The organism is Lentibacillus sp., from assembly GCF_035301675.1.
In the GTDB taxonomy this organism is placed as follows: domain Bacteria; phylum Bacillota; class Bacilli; order Bacillales; family Amphibacillaceae; genus Lentibacillus.
Window position 1 is genome coordinate 16717 of sequence record NZ_DATGTT010000027.1, and the last position, 15934, is coordinate 32650.

Sequence of the window (15934 nt, forward strand, 5' to 3'; positions counted from 1 at the left end):
TATGCACCAACTGTAATTACTATTTTTCTTTAATATAAAGACTTTTGTCCCAACCACGCAGTTTTACTTAATTATGGCGAATGATGCACAATTATGCAAAGAATTCCCGTTGAATATGTTATGATAATTGAAGGAAAGAGATGACCCGACAGGTGGTGTAACGAATGAACTGGGAAGCATTGCTTGCCCCTTATGCCCAGGCAGTAGAGGAATTAAAAATAAAATTAAAAGGTATACGAAAACAATATGAATATGAATCCAAACACTCACCGATCGAATTTATAACCGGGCGTGTTAAACCGGTTCCGAGTATTTTGGAAAAAGCTGAAACAAAACGAATCCCGCTCGACAAAATTGAAGAATTGCAGGACATAGCAGGAGTCCGGGTTGTTTGTCCCTTTGTCGATGATATATATGCGATCGTTGAAATGATCCGGTCCCGTAAAGATTTGCACATCAACGAAGAAAAAGACTATGTGTCACATAAGAAAAAAAGCGGCTATCGCTCTTATCACATTATTATTGAGTACCCTGTCGAAACGATCCATGGGGTGAAAATGGTCATTGCAGAAATCCAGATCCGTACGCTGGCGATGAACTTCTGGGCGACCAATGAACATTCCCTGAACTATAAATATAAGGGTAAAATCCCGGAACATATTCAATCCAGACTGCAGCGTGCAGCTGAAGCAGCTTTTAAACTTGACGAGGAAATGTCCATCATTAAAAATGAAGTACAGGAAGCAAAGCGAATATTCCATCGAAAATAAGGAGGGCCTGACAGTGAAGTTCGCGATTGTGTCTAAAGGTGACGACCGATCTAATAAAATACAGGCAACTATGAAGCAATATTTATCAGATTTTAATCTGGAATATGATGAGACAAGACCGGATTTGGTTATCTCCGTCGGTGGGGACGGAACTTTTCTGGAGGCTTTTCATCAATATATTCACTGCCTTGATTCAACATCGTTTATCGGGGTACATACAGGGCATCTGGGTTTTTATGCAGACTGGACACCGGAAGAAGTCGAGAAATTGATTATTGAAATCGCCAAAACACCTTTTCAGGTTGTCGAATACCCGCTTCTTGAGGTGACCATCCGTGATGTTGACGGCGGGGAAGAAACCCGGTATCTCGCACTAAATGAAGCGACGATTAAAACAGCTGAGGGCTCGGTTGTATTTGATGTCGAAATTAAAGGAGCCCATTTCGAAACATTCCGTGGTGACGGGCTGTGCATTTCCACACCATCCGGCAGTACCGCCTATAATAAAGCGCTTGGAGGTGGTATCATCCATCCGTCGCTTGAAGCAATTCAGATGACGGAAATTGCTTCGATCAACAACCGAGTCTTCCGGACAATCGGTTCACCCCTGATTTTGCCGAAGCATCATACATGCATGCTGAAACCGATAGGCAGGAAAAAAACGTTTTTAATAGCGGTTGACCATTTTACAAAGAATTACAGCGAGGTCAAATCCATTCAGTGCCGGGTAGCCAAAGAACGCGTACGGTTCGCACGGTTCAGGCCTTTCCCATTTTGGGATCGGGTCCGTGATTCCTTTGTTGCTGATGATGACGATGTTTAATAAGGTAACAATTCCACCTGAGGATGGTGCAGCATGAAATGGACGATAACCCAACAGCATGAAGGGGTAATGATACGAAGCTATTTACAGCAAAAGCATAAATTTTCAAAGCGGATGATCAAACACATTATTCATGGCGGCGGTGCCATAAAAGTGAACGGCACCAACCGGACGGTCAAATACGAGCTGAACGCGGGAGATGTGGTTGCTGTCACGTTTCCTGAAGAGAGAAAAGGGGCCATGATGATTCCGGAGAAAATGCCGCTGGACATACTTTATGAAGATGACGCCGTTCTGGTTATCAACAAACCGCCGGGACGGGCAGTCATCCCATCATATGTCCACACATCGGGTACGATTGCCAATGGGGTATTGGCACATTATGAGGAGCAGGGGCTTTCTTATACATTTCACCCAGTAACCCGGCTTGACCGGGACACATCTGGTGTAATGCTTATTGCCAAGCATCGCTGGAGTCATTCGTTGCTGTCAGATGCACAAAAAAATGGGATGATTTCACGTGCCTATTATGCGATTATCGAAGGGCACCTGCAGCAAAAAACAGGAACCATCGATGCGCCGATTGGCCGCAAAGAAGGTTCGATCATTGAGCGGACGGTCACCACCAGGGGCAAACATGCCGTGACGCATTACACCGTTTTGAATGAATTCAGTCATCATACACTTGTTCATGTCAGGCTGGAAACAGGCCGTACACATCAAATCCGTGTCCATTGTTCGCATGCCGGCTATCCGCTGGCAGGTGATGATCTGTACGGCGGGGTGACTGATCATATTGACCGGCAGGCCCTGCACTGTCATAAGCTGTCATTTGAACATCCGATTACAGGGGAGCAAATGTGTTTTTCTGTTAAAATGCCGGATGATATGAAACAAAATGAGTGGTGAGAATATCTTTAATCAAAATATTGGAATTTTTCCACCACGAACGGTTGCTTTGACGGTACGGAAATGGCTTTCTCTTCCGGCAGCCGGAATGCTGTCAATTTATTGCCAAAGACACACCCTGTATCAATATTAATGGTTTTATGAATAGTGCGGGGCTCCATAACGGGTGTATGGCCGTATACAATCCAGCGGCTGCCTTTATACTGCTGTGCCCAATCACGTCTGACAGGTCTGCCATCAGCATAAAATTTGCCGGTAACATCACCATAAAGGACAAATGAACGTACCTTCCGATCATACCGTCCGATATAGTGTTCCTTTATTCCGGCGTGCGCCACAATCGTATTCGCATCATGCAATTCCAGATAGAGCGGTGCCTGTTCGTAAAGTTCCATGAATTGTTTTCTGACCAAATGCTGTTCGGATTGGGAAAGTTTTCTGTATTCTTCGACGGTCGTCTCAAGTCCGTGCCGCACCTGGACATTGTTCCCCAAAAAGTAACGATACAGTTTATCGCAATGGTTGCCGGGCACATAATGCGCCTTCTGCTGCTGCACGACCATATCATGGACGAGTTGTATCATGTCCATTGAATGTGGACCCCGATCAGTTATATCACCGAGAAAAACAGGAACTCTGCCGTCGGGATGCGCAAAGGACTGCTGTTTTCGCGCATACCCCATTGCTGAAAAAAGTGTATGCAATTCGCTGGTGCACCCATGTACATCCCCGATGACATCATAACCCATTAATTATTCCACCTTGTTTCAAACATGTATTCCTTCGTTCTTGAATGGACGTTCAGCACAATCCCGATAGCGAGCATATACGTAAGTGTTGAGCTTCCGCCATAGCTTAGGAACGGAAGTGGAAGACCGGTAATCGGCAGCAGCTGAATCGACATGCCGATATTTTGAAAAATTTGATAGGCAAACATGCCGACCATTCCGGTGACAAGATAGCTGCCATACTCATCATTGCTCTGGATGGCTATATGAATCAGCCGGTAAATCAATAGAAAAAGCAGTGTGACGACAATGCTGGAGCCAATAAACCCGAACTGTTCGGCAACCGCCGTAAAAATCATGTCGGTATGCTGTTCCGGAACAGAGACTTCCAGGTCACTGATGCCTTTTCCGAATAGCTGACCCGATCCAATCGCCATCATGGCTGTAATCAGCTGGTAGCCGTATCCGCCGTTTGTCTCCTCAGGGTTGAGCCAGCCGATGAATCTGCCTGCAACGTGTCCTAGTCCCGACCGGTCAAGGAATTCGGCGACAATATCGGGAAAAAAATACCATACAGCGGCAATCAAGGCGGTGCCGGCAAGGGCGATGAACAGAAGGAATAAAAGAATCCGCCATCTGATCCCCGAAACGAGCACCATGCTGGCTGCAATTGCTGAAAGTACCAGAAATCCTCCCAAATCCGGCTGCGTCGCTACCAAAAACATGGGCGGGAGCGACAAAACGACAATTTTTACGAGCAATATAATGTCACTTTTAAACGTTTTCTTAACGTATTTGCCATTGTGACGGACGATAACATGTGCCAATGTCATGACAAGGATGACCTTTATAAACTCGCCGGGCTGGATCGACATACCCGGAAATTGAAACCAGCTCACGGCACCATTTACTTCAGTTACAATACTGGGCGGGAATCCGATGAAAAGCATAAACAGCGATAATATGCCAATTCCATAAAAAATCCAGGTAATCTGGTGGAACCGGTCATAATCGATCAGCATTACCGCCGCGATAATAAGACCGCCGGCGATATACCACATGCCTTGCTTCAGCCAGTAACCAGAACCTTCACTGGCCGAAAAAGTCGGTTCCAGTGTATGTAACGTAAATATGCTGGCCAGTCCAAGCAGTATAAGTATGGATAATATTGTATAATCTATATTAATTCGGTTCTGCATGATTCAACCTAACTTTCCGTAGAATTCTTGTTGCTTGGGACAAAATTTTACAGTGTATGTTTAAAAAGAGGATAAACCGGACTTTTTGAACTACCTGTTTAAGGGAATGATAGATTTAGCGACAAAATTCACCAAAGTATATGAACCCATTATACCTTTAGTTTACATGAAATCAATTGATAAATTAAGCATTATAGTCAAAAAATTATAGGCGGGTTTTAAGTTTTGGGTGAGCCTCTTATCGTGTATAATGGTACATTGTGAAAGGACGTGGGCGTATGGAAAATAACGTTTCAGAACGGTTTCTTCAGGACGAATTACAGACACTTGCCGCGAATCAAAAAATCGATTCATTCAGGGAAAAATTTCTGGACATGCATCCGTATGATCAGGCGTCGTTTTTCATGGATCAGCCGGAAGAGGTACGTTTGTACATTTATACATATCTGTCTCCGGAAGAAACAGCGGATATCATGGAACATATTGAACTGGATGATATCAAACCACTGTTTACCGAAATGGACCCGCGTTATGCGGCAATGGTTATTGCAGAAATGGCGACAGATGATGCTGTCGATATTTTAAATGAACTGGAGAAAGATGTGGTCGTCAGCCTGCTGACCATTATGGATGATAAAAATGCTGCCGAAATAAAGGAATTGCTTCATTACGAAGAAGAAACCGCCGGCAGTATCATGACCACCGAATTTGTAGCGGTTTATGAGTCCAAAACGATCAAGGATACCATGCAATATTTGAAAGCAGAGGCACCTGAGGCAGAGACAATTTATTATTTATATGTGATTGATGAAGATAAGCATCTCGTTGGAGTGGTTTCACTTAGAGATTTGATAATAGCTGAATCGGATATGCGGGTTGCCGATGTCATGAGTGAGAATGTACTTTCCGTATCAGTGGCAAAAGATCAGGAAGAAGTTGCCCGGATGATTCGGGACTATGATTTCCTGGCACTTCCGGTTGTCGACTTTCAGAATCACTTGCTCGGTATTATAACCGTTGATGATATACTGGACGTCATGGAAGAGGAAGCCGGCGAAGATTACTCCAAGCTTGCCGGTGTATCTGATATGGACAGCCCGAAAGACAGTGCATTCATCTCGGCAAAAAAACGTCTCCCCTGGCTTGTTATTCTCTTATTTCTTGGGATGTTAACGGCAAGCCTGATCGGGCAGTTTGAGCAGACACTTGAACAGGTGGCTGTTCTGGCCATTTTCATTCCGTTGCTCGCCGGGATGGCCGGGAATACAGGAACCCAGGCACTGGCAGTTGCCGTGCGGAGTATTTCAACAGGGGATTATGCTAAACAGGGAAAAATGAAGCTTATTGCCCGTGAAGCAGTCACCGGACTGATTAACGGCATCGTCTGCGGCGCATTGTTAACAGCAATTGTTTACTTTTGGCAGGATGACTTTTTCCTCGGGCTGCTGGTCGGGTTATCAATTATGATAACGCTGGTGGTTGCCACCCTTGCAGGGGCTCTTGTACCGATGTTGATGGATCGGCTCCATATTGATCCAGCTGTTGCTTCAGGGCCATTTATCACGACCATTAATGATATTATTTCCATTTTAATTTATTTCGGCCTTGCAACAATGTTCATGCAATATTTGATATAGATTCATCGTTTTAACGGACGAGCGGGAAAATCGCCCGCTGAATGAAGTTTCACTTTTTCCCGCATGTAATGGTCAGTAATCCGCCAAAAAACGGCGGCTAACTGCCCATAAATGCCCGATTCTGTTCAACTAACATTCAGCGGGAAAATCGCCCGCTGAATGAAGTTTCACTTTATAGGCATACACACATTTGATAAAGGGTTCATATAATGGGTTGACGAATGGACTAATAAAGGAGCGTATGATAAATGGGAGACAATAAAAGCGCGAAAAGCCCATTACTCTACATTCATCAGCCGTATGTACGCACACCCGGGGCATCAATGCAGAGCCATTATATGACACCGAAGAAACAGCGTGATGATAAGAAAAAAGAACACAATAAGGTAATAAAACGCCCGGTGAACCGCAATCATTTTACGAAACAGGTTGAATCAGAAGACACAGAAGAAGCAGAGGAAGCAGGGGAGCAGATAGAGTCCTCTGAAGACAGTCCTGAACATAAGGATAGCGGTCAGGAACGGAAAAAATTTAGGGAAATGACAGTGGAGGAACGTATTGACTACTTCCTGAACCCGCCGAAGCACGCCCCTGTCATGCGGTGTGAAGTGAAAACGGAGGAGCGGAAATACCGGGGGACGATTGTTGATTCCCAGGGTGAAAAAGTTTATATGAGGGTCGGCAGACGGACGACACCAACGACAATTCCGATTGATTCGATTAATGAAATACGAATGATTGGATTTTAAAATGAAAGAATCAATAATAAAAAAGGTGCTCCGAAAAAACGGAGCACCTTACTTTTATTTGCCTGATTAGGTGACTGCATTTACCGCCGGCAGGCAAGTTACATGGCAGAAGCAGTTTAAGTCTACTGTTATGCAGATGCCAGTAGCGCATAGCGGTTTTGTATCCTGATCTACCGGATTTTCCGGGCAGTTGTCATCATCATTAGGATCTCTCAATAGTTCAACAACTGCACAGCAATCATCATCTACCCGCTTGACACGGAAGAAAAAGCTTGATGTCATCTCACCAACATCATCCGGGTTTGCACCAAACCCTAGGAATGGTTTGCAGCTGTCTTTGCAGTATAGAATGACCGGAACCGTGTCGAGACCGTTTCCTGCTTCATTATCACCCAGCAAATCGCTTATTGACTGCTCGCAGCTGGTAGAGCAGCAATTTTCAATAACATCGTTTTGTGCTTCTGTAATTTCCCGTAAAATATCGCAGACACAGTTGCCTGAATGAAAATCTTTTCCACAACCCATGAATTATTACCCCTTTCTTGAGTATTGACTTGGTGTCTCTAATAAGATATGTGTCATTGGGTATATGGTGTGGGCACTCGTCTCCATTAGGCAAATATTTCTGAAGGCAAATGTCAAAACGCCGTCTTGTTAAGCCCGATTATTCAGTGGCAATCACCGGTTTAAAGCCTTAAAAGAATCTTTGATAGTTATTGGGACATTTGTCTATACCTTATGACAAAAAGTACATAGACTAATAACGATCATGATTTCAAATCATAAGGAGTGTTTATGAGATGTCTGACCATAAAGATCATAAAAAAGTTATTCATGTAAAGGATTTAGTGATTAAAGCGGATAATGTCCATATAGAACCGCAGCGGCACCATCAACGCCGGGATCCTTTTTTTGGCCGCTGGATGGGAAGAGATGATGAAGCACATGAAAAATCAATGGATAAACATGATGATCATCATGAAGAAAGCTCAGAAGACAAAAAGGGCAGGGGTCCGTCGTCCTGGATTTAATGATAACGGCTGAGGGCAGCTATATGGCTGTCTTTTTTCTTTGTTGGAATGGTGCTTTGCTTAAAGGAAGGGGGGCTGGCAGGATGAATAATCGATTGATCCGGACACTGCAGATTATTGAGAAACATTTAGAGAAAAATGAGAAGTGGTTTCAATATCCCGAAAAGAAAATGCGTTCATTTGATGCTGAAATGCAAAACTGGGATAAAGAGTTTCGGAAAGGGATAGCATCATTCGAAAAAAGGATGGCTGAATTTGAGAAACTCATGGAGTGAGGGTGAACTGTCGAGCTCCGAGACAGTTCACCCTCAAAACATCAGCCCGAGTATCAAAACATCAGCCCGAGCGTCGCAACTTGGGGCTAAAGTATAATACATGGCCGACAACCCTAATTCCTATAATGGTATAACATCACAAATAGTTTTTGTTGGTTTTCCTGCCATTCCGCGTAGTAAACTTCTTCAACAGTGGAAATATTTTGTTTGTACAGTTCTTCTTCCAGCCACACTCTGGTCAGATTTGCCTCTTTCAGATTATCCCATATTATTTCCCCATCATTAATAATCGTCCTGCCTAATTTAACAGGGGACGGTGTAACATTGAGATCGGCATTTGTTGGTGTTTGATACTCCGGCTTTTTTAAAATTGAAATGGTTCCATCTGTCTCGAGGACGGCATATTCCACTTCCTCGAGCGAAAATACTTCCTTGGAACGAAGCATGTGCTGAAGCTGATTGATATCGAGTGCATTTTGTTTAAGGACATCATATATAATATGTCCTTTATGAATCACAATGGCAGGCCGGCCTTCCAGAAGTGATCGGGATCCTTTGTATTTTTGGGTGATAACCTCTGTAATATATAACAGTGTGCCCCACAGAATCACTAAAAAGGCGATCTCCGGTATTCCCGATTCTTTTTCAAATAAGGCATTCCCGACAAGTTCACCCAATATGACAGCGGAGATGAAATCAAATGGGGTCAATGAGGAAATTTGTGTTTTTCCGAGCACTTTTACCAGCACAAATAAAGCAATGAACCCAAAAATGGTGTCACCAAACATCAGGAGATACTCATTCAATGGCTATTCCCCCTCGAGTATACTCTTTATAGCATAACCATCCGATGGGGAATCCATGCAGAATGTGTCAAGGAGGGATTGCCAAAAAGAGGGTATCCATGCCGCAGAACAGGATACCCTCTCATTTTAATGTTTTTGTCATGGTTACGTGCGGTATCCCCGCATCCATAAATTCGCCGGATACAACGTCATACCCCAGCCTTTGATAAAAATCAATCGCATGTGTCTGGGCATTCAGTTTAGACTTCTCATAGCCTTCTTTTCTGATGACATCTTCCATTGTCCGGATCAGCTCAGCCCCGTAGGATTTTCCGCGCTGATTTTTCAGGACACAAATGCGTTCCAGTTTACCGTATTGATCAACAAAACGTACCCGGGAGGCCGCAATTGGCATGTCGTTCTCGTATCCAATCAAGTGGAGGGCCTCTTCGTCAAATTCGTCAATCTCAACTTCAGGTGGTACATTTTGCTCATGAACAAACACGGTCGTTCGCACGTCGTAAGCCAGTTGCTTTTCTTCCGGTGTTTCGATAGCCTTAATGATCATAGAACTTCTTTACCGAATACAAAAGATTCATAAACGGTCCAAATCCCATTATCCAGCTGATACACCAGATGAAAGCGGTCAACGGATTCATCAAGCTGAATATCTTTCATGCGAAGACTGCCATATACGTCTGAATGCTCGTCCTGTGACAGTTTTTGTGCAATGGTGACATGCGGTACAAAGGAATAGGTCTGATTTTCAGGAAATTTGCCCGTTTGCATTTTGTCAGCGAGGTCAGTCAATTGCTGATGATCGTTGACTTTTAAATAAATTGTGTTGGTAACAGGCGCAAATGTGCTCACTTTATTAATGGAAATATTAAAAGGTTCTGTTTCATTTGCCAAGCGTTTTAATTCGGTTATCAGTTCATGAATTTTTTCATCATCCACTTCAAATGCCTCTTTTAGTGTCAGATGTGGCGGAATCAGTGCATAATGAGCATCATAGCGTTTTCTGTATGCATTTATCTCATCCTGAACCGGCTTTGATGGAAAAATAACGATACCATATTTCATATGAAAGCCTCCTTGTATATCTATTTTAAGTCTACGTTCCATTATAACAAAAATTGGATTGAATAGGAAAATAAATTTTAGAAAAATTTTAAATTGAGCTGAATATACTAGAGAATGCACGGCTTAAATCTTTTTGCCAATATTTCCAGGTATGCTGGCCGGATTCAAGTTCATGATAAACATAGTCCATGTTTTTGGACTGCAAAAGCTCATTCAACTCCCGGTTGGGTGTCAGAAAATCTGCCTTGTCTCCGTCTGTGGTTTCAACGGCTGTTTCCTCAGTTCCGACTGTGTGATAAATGGCAATCGAATGAATATCTTTCGCATCCTGGACGGCCTGTTTTACTTTTTCATCAATATAAGGCGACTGAATGATGATTTTCCCGAATGTATTCGGATATTTTAATGCGGTCATCAGTGCGATTGTTCCTGCCAGGGAGTCGCCAACGAGTGCACGGGACTGCCCCACAAGATAGGTAGGGAATAAGTCATCCAAAAGCGGGGCAGCTTCGTGTGCGAGAAACTTGATGTATGCCAGATTTTGGCTGCCGTTTGGATGATATTTATCTTTCCGGTCAAATTTATCCCGGTAATGAATCCCTGCCAGGATCGTATTGGGAATTTCACCGTTTTCGTGGAGCTGGTCAGACCATGTTGCGGCACGGCCAAGCTGATAATAATCATCACCATCCTGCATAATGCAAACCTGGTATTTATAAAGAGGTGAGAACGTCTCCGGCTGGTAGATTTTCAGTGTCATCGGTTCATTCAAATAGCAGCTGTCAATTTGTTTTTCGATCATTTTTCCTTTTCGTCCGATAGTGAACACCCCGATTATTCCATTTAAGTGATGTTGATTTCTGCTCCGGAAGCTGGCTTTCCCACAGGAGTCCCGAGTCTTCTGTGCCAATCACCAACGATCCAAACCATAGCCAGTTTATCATGATTCAGGAGGATTTTCTATGCATGGTCCTTTAATTGACCTTTATATAAGTCAAAATAGTGGCCTTGCTGAGCGATTAATTCCTGATGTGATCCTTGTTCAATAATCTCACCTTGTTCAAGCATGATGATTTTATCGGCTTCCTGAATGGTGTTGAGCCGATGAGCGATAACGAAGCTTGTTCTGCCCCGCATCAGTCGCTTGAGGGCATCCTGAATTTGCAATTCGGTTACGGTATCAATATTGCTCGTTGCCTCATCCAAAACAAGAATTGCCGGATCTGCCAGAATCGCCCGTGCAATGGTGATCAGCTGTTTTTGTCCCTGGCTGATGCCGCTGCCGTCCTGATCCAGGATGGTATCATAGCCGTTTGGGAGCCGCTCAATAAAATCATGCGCATTGGCATCTTTTGCAGCTTTCATAATATTATCATTTGATGCATCAAGTCTGCCGTACCGTATATTTTCTTTGATGGTCGCATGGAAGAGAAAGGCATCCTGCAATACAAACGCCATATGTTTGCGGAGGCTGCTCCGTTTAATATCTTTTAAATCAATGCCATCAAGGGTAATTGCGCCGCTGTCATAATTATAAAAGCGTGAAATCAAATTGATGATGGTCGTTTTGCCTGCTCCGGTGTGGCCGACAAAGGCGACTGTCTGACCGGAATACGCCGTAAAGCTGATCTCTTTTAAAATCGGTGTGTCTTCATAGGCAAAGTAAACCTTATCGAATGTCAAGCGTCCATCCGTGCTATCGATGTCGAGTGCAGATGTTTCGTCGGTTTCTTCCTGCTTTTCATCAATGATATTGAAGACACGCTCAGCACCGGCTACTGCTGACAGCAAAATATTGAACTGGTTCGATAATTCATTGAGCGGCCTGGTGAACTGCCGGGCATACTCGGTGAAAATAACGATGACACCGACCGTGATAATTCCCTGGATAGCCAGAATACCACCGGCAAGCCCGACCAGCCCAAAACTCAAAAAGTTTAGCATGTTCATGACTTTCGGAATGAACCCGGCAAACGTCTGGGCCCAGAATCCCGAATGCTGCAGGTTTTCATTGTGTTCCTGAAACTCGCGTATGACGCGTTTCTCCTGAGAAAAAGTCTTAATGACGTGTTGACCGGATACCGTTTCTTCAACATAACCGTTCAGCTTGCCCAAATGCTGCTGCTGCAGTTTGTATAACGGACCGGTTCGCTTCGTAATCCAACGAATCGCAAGGAACATCACCGGAACAATCATCATCGTGATCAGGGTTAATAGAGGGCTTAGCACCAGCATGACCACAACTGTTCCGATAAGGGTCAGGATACTGGTGAAAATTTGGATGACGGATTGGTTCAGCGTATTGTTGATATTATCAATATCATTGGTGATTCGGCTCATCAGTTCTCCGTGCTGCCGTTTATCGAAAAACGCTATCGGCAGCCGGTGAAATTGCTGAAATAACTCTTCCCGCAGTGAATAAACCGTGTTTTGCGCAATGCCCACCATCCAATAATTTTGCAGGAAAACAGATAACGAATGCAGTCCATAGATGATAAACAGCCAGACGAGCAGCATCCCGAGTCCGGATGGATCCTGGGTAACAATGAAATCATCAATGGCCCTTCCGACCATAAACGGACCGGCCAGACCCATGGCAGAGCTGATAAATACCATCAGGATGACAAGCAGAAGCATGCCTTTTTCCCGTGTCAAATACGACCAAATGCGCTTAATGGTTCCGGCTGTGTTGCGGGCACGGTCTGTTTTATCTTTTTCCTGCTGCAGACGGAGCTCATTAATTGGTATTTTTTTGTATTGAAAAGGTCGTTTAAAGTCTCTGGTCCGCATACGTATACTCCCTTCCAAATTGTGAAGCGACAATTTGCCTGTAAAGTGCAGACTCCTCAAGCAGCTCATCATGTGTACCGATTGCCAGCGTTTCACCATAATTCAGTAAAAGGATACGATCGGCGCTCATAGCCGTCGATACTTTTTGCGTAATGATCAATGTCGTACAGTTATATTCCCGGATAGCCTCGAGGAGCTTTGACTCGGTAGCCAGATCAAGTGCACTCGTACTGTCGTCAAGCATCAGAATTTTTGGCTGCCGGATCAATGCTCTGGCGATGGAGATGCGCTGTTTCTGTCCGCCGGATAAATTCACGCCTTTCTGTCCTATTTTTGTGTTGTAATCATCCGGCAGGTCCATGATCGTGTCATGAATCTGGGCGTCCTTTGCAGCCTGAATCACATCATCTTTGGATGCGTTTTCCTTACCCCAGGCAATGTTGTCGGTAACAGAGCCCGTGAACAGGAGCGGGTTTTGCGGAACGTAACCGATACTCAGGCGCAGGTTTTCCAGTTTATATGCATTGATTGGCAGATCATCAATGTAAACCGTGCCTTCGTTGGCATCATATAAGTGCGGAATCAGCTGGAACAGGGACGTTTTGCCTGATCCGGTCGCGCCCATTACTGCCAGTTTTTCACCGGGATGAACGGTAAAGGAAACGGATTCAAGCGCATTATCCGGCATGTTCGGATAAGCAAACGATACATCGTCAAAGGAAATTTTCCCGTCCTGTACAATCGTGTTCTCATAGGCATCTGCATGATCAATCAGGTCAACGTTTACCCTGAGCACACCATCAAGCCGCTCAGCCGATGCTTTGGCCCGCGAAAAGCCCATTATAATGAACGTGAACATCGAAATAGCCATTGCCACACGCATCGCGTAGTTCACGATTGCCACAACATCACCGGTGCTCGTTTCACCGGCGACGGCTAGCGCATTGCCGCGCCAGATGATAAATATCAGACTCATATTCATCACAAACAGCAAAATCGGCATCGACGCCTCGATGAAGCGGAATGTTTTGCGCATCATATTGGCCAGGTTTTCGTTTGCATCCATAAACCGGCTTTCTTCATGATCCCGCCGTAAAAACGCTTTAATCAGACGCATGCCTGCCAGGTTCTCCTGCATGACCTGATTGACATGATCAACATTGCGCTGTACCCGGTCGAACAGGCGAGTCGCAATTTTCAAAACCCAAAGGATAAATCCGACCAGAAGCGGTACTGTCACAAGAAAAACGAGTGCAAGCCGGGGACTGACGATAAACGACATGACAACTCCGCCAAGTGCGATGAGCGGCGCCTTGGCCATAATCCGGAGCGCCATGAATATCGTGTTCTGCAGCTGACGAACATCGTTTGAAAACCGTGTCACAAGTCCTGATGTCGGGTATTGATTCAGATTTGCAAATGAAAAATTTTGTATTTTATGGAAAAGCTGCTTGCGGATATCATAGGCGAATCCAAGACCGGTATGGGCGGCATAGAAGGAGTTGAAAATCCCGGCAATAAACGCCGCAAACGCCATCGCTATCATAATGCTGCCCCACATGACAATATTATTGAGATCTTGATTCACTACACCATCATTAATCATTTTTCCGAGAAAAAACGGCAGTAATAATTCTACCATCAGTTCGATTAAGGTCAGCGAATAGGCTGCAGTGATAGGGATTTTATATGGTTTCAGAAAGGAAAGAACATGCCTCAAGCCTTTGACCTCCGATGTCATTTTTGCTTTTGTCTTCTTATCATTATAAAGGTAAACAGCTGATTTAGCCAAAAATTTATTTCGGAATCAGAAGTAATTTGATGACCTTTTTATCCCGACTTAACAGGCAGCAAATACACCATTCTGGAATAATTAGCTGACAGCCAAGCGATACCTCATAATTTCAATTGAATTAGCAGATACTACCGGGAAAGTGCGAATTAAGGCGGGGAAGCAAATGTTTTTGTTTCTGGGAAAACTGATTCTGTTATATTTCGTGACGATCATTATCATCCGGTCGATGGGAAAATCAGCATTTGCCCAGTTGACAGCACATGATCTGGCAGGGATCTTTTTTGTCATTTCACTGGCTACAGGGCCGATTGTTACGAATAATATTGGATACACCATAACAGGCTTGATTGTCGTTGGTCTGATCCATATTGGGTTCTCCAAGCTGATGCTTTTTAACGGGTTAAACAGGATTTTTGTCGGGAAACCAACGATTGTCATTAAACATGGCAAGCTTGTGCGTGAAAATTTAAAAGGAACCCATTTTACACTTTCAGAACTGTTATCCGAAGTACGCGAAAAGGGATATCCGAATATCTCGTTTATAGACTATGCAATTATCGAGCCAAACGGTGGAATAAGCATTGTTCCGCAGCAGGATATTGCTCCCATTACCCCCGCACAATTGGATATTGACACGACTTATCACGGCCTCCCGATAGCGGTGGTGATCGAGGGCCGGATCCAACACCAGAATTTACAGCTTATTAACAAGGGGGAACAATGGTTGAAAAAAGAACTTGCTCATGCCGGTTATCCTGATCGAAGCAACGTTTTCTATGCGGCTGTGCGTGATGACGATTACTCACTGATGGTTGATACAGGGACAGGGAGCACGGGTGAAGGATAGAAGCTGCTTACGGGAATTTCAGTATGACGATTTTCGGCGGCTGCCGAAAATCAACATGATAGAAAGGGTGCACCGACTTTTTTATCGCACCGCGCGAAATTAGAGGGTCCTCGCGCGATTTCCTGAGGACGCCGCGCGAAATTCAGGCTCGTCGCGCGAAATACTGAGGACGCCGCGCGATATCCAAGGCTGGTGCGCGATATCGTGCCAACTTCGCGCGAATTGCTCAGCGTCCTCAATCCTCTCATTTCCCAATCCCGCTGCAGAATCACAAAAACTATCCACAACAAATTGTATAGTTTCCTTAACAATAAAAAAAGAACCCTTATTAAAAAGGGTTCTCGGTTATGATTCCGAGTGGGCTCGAACCACCGACCTCATGCCTGTCAAGCATGCGCTCTCCCAGCTGAGCTACGGAATCATTTTTACTTATGAAATTATCGACAAGTATTACTATAAATAAATTTTAATGCGCTGTCAAGATATTTTGTTTTTAAAACTTGTATATCTCTT

17 protein-coding genes and 1 tRNA gene are annotated in these 15934 nt (G+C 44.3%); 8 read left to right on the forward strand and 10 right to left on the reverse strand.

Annotated features, from left to right (window positions below):
• Positions 1–164: 164 nt before the first annotated feature.
• Genes yjbM through VK097_RS04325 form a run of 3 tightly spaced genes read left to right on the forward strand, consistent with a single transcriptional unit; the run spans position 165 to position 2502 of the window.
• The gene (gene yjbM / locus VK097_RS04315) at positions 165–770 is read left to right on the forward strand and encodes a GTP diphosphokinase (RefSeq protein ID WP_324210574.1); all 606 of its coding nucleotides are present in this window, start codon (positions 165–167) and stop codon (positions 768–770) included.
• A 13-nt stretch (positions 771–783) separates the two neighbouring features.
• Positions 784–1593 (forward strand): NAD kinase, encoded by an 810-nt coding sequence (locus tag VK097_RS04320; RefSeq protein WP_324210575.1) that lies wholly within the window; start codon positions 784–786, stop codon positions 1591–1593.
• Between the two features lie 33 nt (positions 1594–1626).
• The gene (locus VK097_RS04325) at positions 1627–2502 is read left to right on the forward strand and encodes an RluA family pseudouridine synthase (protein ID WP_324210576.1); all 876 of its coding nucleotides are present in this window, start codon (positions 1627–1629) and stop codon (positions 2500–2502) included.
• An 8-nt stretch (positions 2503–2510) separates the two neighbouring features.
• Here the strand turns inward: VK097_RS04325 and prpE are convergent, their stop codons facing one another.
• Positions 2511–3251 carry a bis(5'-nucleosyl)-tetraphosphatase PrpE gene (gene prpE / locus VK097_RS04330; RefSeq protein WP_324210577.1) on the reverse strand — a complete coding sequence of 247 codons (741 nt, stop codon included), beginning with the start codon at positions 3249–3251 and terminating at the stop codon, positions 2511–2513.
• Entirely contained in the window at positions 3251–4429 is a 1179-nt protein-coding gene (locus VK097_RS04335; protein WP_324210578.1) for an FtsW/RodA/SpoVE family cell cycle protein, read from the reverse strand. Before VK097_RS04335 ends, prpE begins: the two co-directional genes overlap by 1 nt.
• A gap of 278 nt (positions 4430–4707) precedes the next feature.
• Here VK097_RS04335 and mgtE point away from each other — a divergent pair, with 278 nt between their 5' ends.
• Together mgtE and VK097_RS04345 are read left to right on the forward strand one after the other, a co-directional pair.
• Positions 4708–6066 carry a magnesium transporter gene (mgtE, locus tag VK097_RS04340; RefSeq protein WP_324210579.1) on the forward strand — a complete coding sequence of 453 codons (1359 nt, stop codon included), beginning with the start codon at positions 4708–4710 and terminating at the stop codon, positions 6064–6066.
• A gap of 248 nt (positions 6067–6314) precedes the next feature.
• Entirely contained in the window at positions 6315–6815 is a 501-nt protein-coding gene (locus VK097_RS04345) for a CotO family spore coat protein (RefSeq protein ID WP_324210580.1), read from the forward strand.
• Positions 6816–6881: 66 nt separating this feature from the next.
• On the opposite strand, the gene VK097_RS04350 is transcribed toward VK097_RS04345, so the two are convergent.
• Complete coding sequence (locus VK097_RS04350) at positions 6882–7340, reverse strand: CotY/CotZ family spore coat protein (RefSeq protein ID WP_324210581.1); 459 nt, start codon at positions 7338–7340, stop codon at positions 6882–6884.
• A 275-nt stretch (positions 7341–7615) separates the two neighbouring features.
• Here VK097_RS04350 and VK097_RS04355 point away from each other — a divergent pair, with 275 nt between their 5' ends.
• Both VK097_RS04355 and VK097_RS04360 read left to right on the forward strand, forming a co-directional pair.
• On the forward strand, positions 7616–7846 hold the full coding sequence (locus VK097_RS04355; RefSeq protein WP_324210582.1) for a hypothetical protein: 231 nt from the start codon (positions 7616–7618) through the stop codon (positions 7844–7846).
• Positions 7847–7929: 83 nt separating this feature from the next.
• The gene (locus tag VK097_RS04360; protein WP_324210583.1) at positions 7930–8121 is read left to right on the forward strand and encodes a hypothetical protein; all 192 of its coding nucleotides are present in this window, start codon (positions 7930–7932) and stop codon (positions 8119–8121) included.
• A gap of 113 nt (positions 8122–8234) precedes the next feature.
• Here VK097_RS04360 and VK097_RS04365 read toward each other — a convergent pair whose 3' ends face one another.
• The 6 genes from VK097_RS04365 to VK097_RS04390 form a co-directional block, all read right to left on the reverse strand.
• Positions 8235–8927 carry a DUF421 domain-containing protein gene (locus tag VK097_RS04365; protein ID WP_324210584.1) on the reverse strand — a complete coding sequence of 231 codons (693 nt, stop codon included), beginning with the start codon at positions 8925–8927 and terminating at the stop codon, positions 8235–8237.
• A gap of 121 nt (positions 8928–9048) precedes the next feature.
• The gene (locus VK097_RS04370; protein WP_324210585.1) at positions 9049–9474 is read right to left on the reverse strand and encodes a GNAT family N-acetyltransferase; all 426 of its coding nucleotides are present in this window, start codon (positions 9472–9474) and stop codon (positions 9049–9051) included.
• On the reverse strand, positions 9471–9989 hold the full coding sequence (locus tag VK097_RS04375) for a YjcG family protein (protein WP_324210586.1): 519 nt from the start codon (positions 9987–9989) through the stop codon (positions 9471–9473). Before VK097_RS04375 ends, VK097_RS04370 begins: the two co-directional genes overlap by 4 nt.
• Positions 9990–10077: 88 nt before the next feature.
• The gene (locus VK097_RS04380) at positions 10078–10809 is read right to left on the reverse strand and encodes an alpha/beta hydrolase (protein ID WP_324210590.1); all 732 of its coding nucleotides are present in this window, start codon (positions 10807–10809) and stop codon (positions 10078–10080) included.
• 140 nt (positions 10810–10949) lie between these two features.
• Positions 10950–12779, reverse strand: a complete 1830-nt coding sequence (locus VK097_RS04385; protein WP_324210587.1) for an ABC transporter ATP-binding protein — start codon at positions 12777–12779, stop codon at positions 10950–10952.
• Positions 12760–14499, reverse strand: a complete 1740-nt coding sequence (locus VK097_RS04390) for an ABC transporter ATP-binding protein (protein WP_324210588.1) — start codon at positions 14497–14499, stop codon at positions 12760–12762. Before VK097_RS04390 ends, VK097_RS04385 begins: the two co-directional genes overlap by 20 nt.
• A 238-nt stretch (positions 14500–14737) precedes the next feature.
• Between VK097_RS04390 and VK097_RS04395 the strand changes: the two genes are divergently transcribed.
• Entirely contained in the window at positions 14738–15421 is a 684-nt protein-coding gene (locus tag VK097_RS04395; RefSeq protein ID WP_324210589.1) for a DUF421 domain-containing protein, read from the forward strand.
• A gap of 348 nt (positions 15422–15769) precedes the next feature.
• On the opposite strand, the gene VK097_RS04400 is transcribed toward VK097_RS04395, so the two are convergent.
• Positions 15770–15842: transfer RNA gene (locus VK097_RS04400), tRNA-Val, on the reverse strand.
• Positions 15843–15934 lie beyond the last annotated feature (92 nt).

What these genes read in the sequence shown, in the direction of transcription:
- VK097_RS04375 (WP_324210586.1), bottom strand. Translation starts at nt 9,989, where the DNA reads ATGAAATATGGTATCGTTATTTTTCCATCAAAGCCGGTTCAGGATGAG.
- VK097_RS04355 (WP_324210582.1), top strand. Translation starts at nt 7,616, where the DNA reads ATGTCTGACCATAAAGATCATAAAAAAGTTATTCATGTAAAGGATTTA.
- VK097_RS04360 (WP_324210583.1), top strand. Translation starts at nt 7,930, where the DNA reads ATGAATAATCGATTGATCCGGACACTGCAGATTATTGAGAAACATTTA.
- mgtE (WP_324210579.1), top strand. Translation starts at nt 4,708, where the DNA reads ATGGAAAATAACGTTTCAGAACGGTTTCTTCAGGACGAATTACAGACA.
- VK097_RS04335 (WP_324210578.1), bottom strand. Translation starts at nt 4,429, where the DNA reads ATGCAGAACCGAATTAATATAGATTATACAATATTATCCATACTTATA.
- VK097_RS04385 (WP_324210587.1), bottom strand. Translation starts at nt 12,779, where the DNA reads ATGCGGACCAGAGACTTTAAACGACCTTTTCAATACAAAAAAATACCA.
- VK097_RS04325 (WP_324210576.1), top strand. Translation starts at nt 1,627, where the DNA reads ATGAAATGGACGATAACCCAACAGCATGAAGGGGTAATGATACGAAGC.
- VK097_RS04345 (WP_324210580.1), top strand. Translation starts at nt 6,315, where the DNA reads ATGGGAGACAATAAAAGCGCGAAAAGCCCATTACTCTACATTCATCAG.
- VK097_RS04350 (WP_324210581.1), bottom strand. Translation starts at nt 7,340, where the DNA reads ATGGGTTGTGGAAAAGATTTTCATTCAGGCAACTGTGTCTGCGATATT.
- prpE (WP_324210577.1), bottom strand. Translation starts at nt 3,251, where the DNA reads ATGGGTTATGATGTCATCGGGGATGTACATGGGTGCACCAGCGAATTG.
- yjbM (WP_324210574.1), top strand. Translation starts at nt 165, where the DNA reads ATGAACTGGGAAGCATTGCTTGCCCCTTATGCCCAGGCAGTAGAGGAA.
- VK097_RS04370 (WP_324210585.1), bottom strand. Translation starts at nt 9,474, where the DNA reads ATGATCATTAAGGCTATCGAAACACCGGAAGAAAAGCAACTGGCTTAC.
- VK097_RS04395 (WP_324210589.1), top strand. Translation starts at nt 14,738, where the DNA reads ATGTTTTTGTTTCTGGGAAAACTGATTCTGTTATATTTCGTGACGATC.